The organism is Streptomyces sp. XM83C (assembly GCF_023072675.1).
Classification (GTDB): domain Bacteria; phylum Actinomycetota; class Actinomycetes; order Streptomycetales; family Streptomycetaceae; genus Streptomyces; species Streptomyces thermocoprophilus.
Genome location: NZ_JALLGL010000421.1, coordinates 1 through 4,113 on the forward strand (window position 1 = coordinate 1; position 4,113 = coordinate 4,113).

The following is a 4,113-nucleotide window of genomic DNA, read 5'->3' on the forward strand; positions in this document are numbered from 1 at the left end:
CCGGTCACCACTCCGCCGCCCCCGCGCCACCGCTCACCGGCACGCGGGCCGTGAGCCGGAAGCCGTGGCGCACCGAGCCCGCCTCCAGGCTGCCGCCGGCCTTCTCCAGGCGTTCGCGCAGGCCGGTGAGGCCGTTGCCCGGGGTGCCGCCGCCGGCGCCGCCGCCGTCGTCCTCCACGGTGAGTTCCAGCACGGGCCCGTCCAGGGTCTGGCGGCGCAGCACCTCGACCGTGCAGCGGTCGGCGCCGCTGTGCCGTACGACGTTGGTGACGGCCTCCCGCAGCGCCCACGCCAGGGCGGCCTCGGTGTCCTCGGGGACGCCGGTCAGGTCGGGTTCGGCGGGGACGTCGGCGGTGACGCCGGCCGCGGTCAACGCGACCTGGGCGCCGGCGAGTTCCGCGGACAGGCGGGGGCGGCGGTAGCCGCTGACGGCCTCGCGGACGTCGACGAGGGCCTGGCGGCTGACCTGTTCGATGTCGGCGACCTGCTGGGCGGCCTTGTCGGGGTGGTCGGGCAGCATCCGGCCCGCGAGTTCGCTCTTCAGCGTGATCAGGGACAGGGAGTGCCCGAGCAGGTCGTGCAGGTCGCGGGCGAGCCGCAGCCGCTCCTCGTTGGCGGCGAGCTGGGCGACGGTGGCGCGGGCCTTGCGCAGTTCGATGGTGGTGCGGATGAGCTGGGCGATGCCGCACATCGCGAACCCGATGAGCAGCACGATCGTCACCAGCGACCACACGTCGTCGGCGCCGGTGTACAGGCCGAGCAGCACGGTCGCCCCGGCGGAGGCGGGGATGGCCCAGGAAGCGGCGCGCAGCGGCAGGGCGGCGCCGCACGCGACGGAGACGTAGCAGAACAGGCCGAGGAAGGCGGGGCCGAGGGTCAGGCACAGCACGGTGGCGACGACCGCCAGCGCGACCATCAGCGCGACGCGGTACGGGGCGATCAGCGGGCGCCCCATGTTGCGTATGACGACCGCGAGATAGAGCGCGACGAAGACGGCGAGACCGGCCCAGCCGGCGGCCCGGCCGCCAGTGGTGTGGTCGCCGGCGGCCAGGTCGTGGACGGGTGAGCTGAGGAAGACCAGCCACACCCCGATCCAGGCCAGTTTGATCAGCAGGTCCCGGCGGTTGCGGGGGGCCTGCCCGATCCGCATCGGTCCGCCGGTCTCGGTGTGCCGGTCTTCCGTCATCGTGCTCACGCCTTCAGCGTGTCCTTCCGGTACAGCCAGGCCGCGCCGCCCGCGAACAGGGCGAAGAACACGGCGAGGAGGGCGATGTCCTGGGCGTGCGGGGCCTGGCTCTGCTCGATCGCCTGCCCCAGAGCAGCGTACGCGTGCGTGGGCATCCACTCGGCGACGTCCTGCAACCAGTCGGGGAAGGTGGTGGTCGGCATCCACAGGCCGCCCAGCATCGACATGCCGAAGTAGATGATCATGGTGATGGGGCGGACGGCGTCGCCGCTGGCGAGGTAGCCGATGGCGACTCCGAGGGCGGCGAAGACGAGGCTGCCGGCCCAGATGACACCGGTGAGGGCGAGCCACTGCCAGGCGTCCAGGCGTACGTCCTTGACGGCGGCGGCGACGACGAACACCACGACGATCGACGGGAGGCTGACGACGGCGGCGCTCGCGGTCTTGGCGAGGACGTAGCCGCGTCCGGGCAGCGGGGTCAGCCGCAGCTGGCGTACCCAGCCGCTCTCGCGTTCCTTGGCGATGCGCTCGCTGTTGCCCATGAGAACGGCGGTGAGGGCGCCGAAGGAGGCCATCGACACCATCATGTACGTCGGCAGGGTCAGCCCGGTGTCGCCGATGGTCTCGACGCTGTCGGCGCTGCCCGCGATGAGCAGGAACAGCAGCGACGGGTACAGCACGGAGAAGAAGAGGAACTTGCGGTTGCGCAGGGCGCGGGTCAGTTCGAGCTTGATCAGGCTGTTCACAGGGCCTTGGCCTCCTCGGCGGCGGTGATGGCGACGAAGGCCTGCTCCAGGCCGAGGCCTGCGACCTCCAGATTGCGCGGGTACAGGCCGAGGCCGTACAGGGCGTGCACGGTCGCGTCGGCGTCGGTGGACTGGATGCGGACGGTGGAGCCGGAGACGTCGAGGGTGGTGAGGCAGGGCAGGGCGCGCAGCGACGGCTCGTCGATCTCGCCCTCCAGGTCGAAGGAGATCCGCCGGGCGCCGGCCCTGGCCTTGATCTCGGCGGCGGTGCCGTCGGCGAGGAGGCGGCCCCGGTGCAGGACGAGGACCCGGTCGGCGACGGCGTCGGCCTCTTCGAGGTAGTGCGTGGCGAACAGGACGGTGCGGCCCGCGTCGGCCTGTTCGCGCATGGTGGCCCAGAAGGCCTGGCGGGAGGTGACGTCCATGCCGGTCGTGGGCTCGTCGAGGACGATGAGGTCGCTGTCGCCGGCGGTGGCGAGGGCGAAGCGGACACGCTGTGCCTGGCCGCCGGAGAGCTTGTCCACCTTGCGGTCGGCGATCTGGGTGATGCCGGCGCGGGCGAGGACGTCGGAGACCCGGTACGGGCGCGGGTGCAGATCGCAGGCGAGGCGGACGAGTTCCTCGACGGTCACCTCGTTCATCAGTCCACCGCTCTGCAGCATGGCGCCGACCCGCCCGGCGACGATCGCCTCGCGCGGGGTGCCGCCGAACAGGCGCACGGTGCCGCTGTCGGCCTGCTTGAGGCCGAGCAGCAGATCCAGGGTGGTGGACTTGCCCGCGCCGTTGGGGCCCAGCAGGGCCACCGTCTGCCCCGGGTGCAGGGACAGGGTCAGCCCGTCCACTGCCCTCACATCGCCGTATGCCTTGCTGACCTGATCGAACGCGACCACCGCGGCTGTCTTTTCCATACGGCCATCCTGTCGGCGCGGCCCCCTGGGGCGGCAGTGCCGACCGTCCGAAGTCCCGTATGACAGATGTCATGCCGTACGGGTCGTCCCGTACGGCATGACATGGTGCGGCCCCTGGGGCGGGGCCGGCCGGCTCAGCTGGGGTTCGTGTCGATGACGGCGACCCGGTTGGTGGTGCTCTTCAGCGCGGTCCGCAGGGCGCCGTAGACGTCCTGGACGGTCACCGGGGTCTTCCGGCCGTCGGCGCGGGTGATGAGCACGCCGTCGAAGGTGTTGCCGTACAGCTCCTTCAGGGCGGCCTCGTCGGGGGCGTCGACCAGTTTGCCGTCCACGGCCTTGACCCGGAGGAACTTCCACAGGGACTTCTCCGGGCTGAAGGAGATCTGCTTGCCCTGGTCGGTGGTGACGGTGACTTTCGCGGACATCGCCGGTTCGGCGAACTCCTTCATCATCCGGTCGACCTCGGCGTTGCTGACCGTGGGCTGCCGGGTGGTGGTCGGCACGGTGACGGGGCTGCTCGCGCCGGTCGCGACCTGGGTGCGGTAGGCCTGGGCGACGGCCTGCTTGGAGCGGGCGACGTCGATGCCCTTGTAGGGCTTGCCGTAGACGGCGACGGCCTTGCCGGACACGAAGCGGATCGTGCCGTCGCTGCCGGAGGATGCGCCGCCCGCCGCGTTCTCCAGGGCGACCTGCAACTTTTCCTCGTCGACCGGCATCTCCGGCTCGACCTCGCGGTGCTGTCCGAACAGCGAGCCGATCACGGAGACCGGGTTGTAGTCGCTGCCGGCGGCCTTGCCGACGGTGGCGTCCTCGTCGAAGTGCAGGCCGGCCTGGTCGGGTTTGAGGGTGACGGTCCGTCCGCCGACGTTCAGCTTCAGCGGCTGGTCGATACGTCCGCCGAAGGCGGCGTCCAGCTTCTTGATCGCGTCGTCGCGGGTGCCGCCGCCGATGTCGACGCCGAGCACGGTGGTGCCCTTGGGCACGTCGGAGTGGTTCATCAGCAGGCCCGCGCCGTACGCGCCGACGAGGAGCAGGAACACACCGCCGCCGAGCAGGACGAGCTTGCTGCGGCCCTTCTTCTTCGGTGCGGGGGCGCTGCTCTTGGGCGCCGGCTTCGGCGCGGCGGCGGCCGGGGCGGGCGCGGACGGGCCGGGGCCGTCGAACGGGCCGATGTCGGCGCGGCCCGGCGGCACGACGGGGATGCCGCTGGTGACGGTGTTCCCGGAGACGTTGTCGTGGGGCGCGGCGAAGCTGCCCGGGGGCGGTTCGGGGG

3 protein-coding genes and 1 pseudogene are annotated in these 4,113 nt (G+C 71.9%); all 4 read right to left on the reverse strand.

Going from position 1 to position 4,113, the window contains the following annotated elements; all coding sequences use genetic code 11:
- Positions 1-4: 4 nt before the first annotated feature.
- Positions 5-1,186, reverse strand: coding sequence for a sensor histidine kinase (locus tag MTQ10_RS28455; RefSeq protein WP_247473214.1), 1,182 nt, complete (start codon positions 1,184-1,186; stop codon positions 5-7).
- Positions 1,187-1,191: 5 nt separating this feature from the next.
- Positions 1,192-1,932 (reverse strand): ABC transporter permease, encoded by a 741-nt coding sequence (locus MTQ10_RS28460; protein ID WP_247473212.1) that lies wholly within the window; start codon positions 1,930-1,932, stop codon positions 1,192-1,194.
- Positions 1,929-2,840 carry an ABC transporter ATP-binding protein gene (locus tag MTQ10_RS28465; protein WP_247473213.1) on the reverse strand — a complete coding sequence of 304 codons (912 nt, stop codon included), beginning with the start codon at positions 2,838-2,840 and terminating at the stop codon, positions 1,929-1,931. The genes MTQ10_RS28460 and MTQ10_RS28465 overlap by 4 nt, the downstream gene beginning before the upstream one ends.
- Before the next feature lie 134 nt (positions 2,841-2,974).
- A pseudogene (locus tag MTQ10_RS28470) lies at positions 2,975-4,113 on the reverse strand (hypothetical protein); the annotation flags it as partial.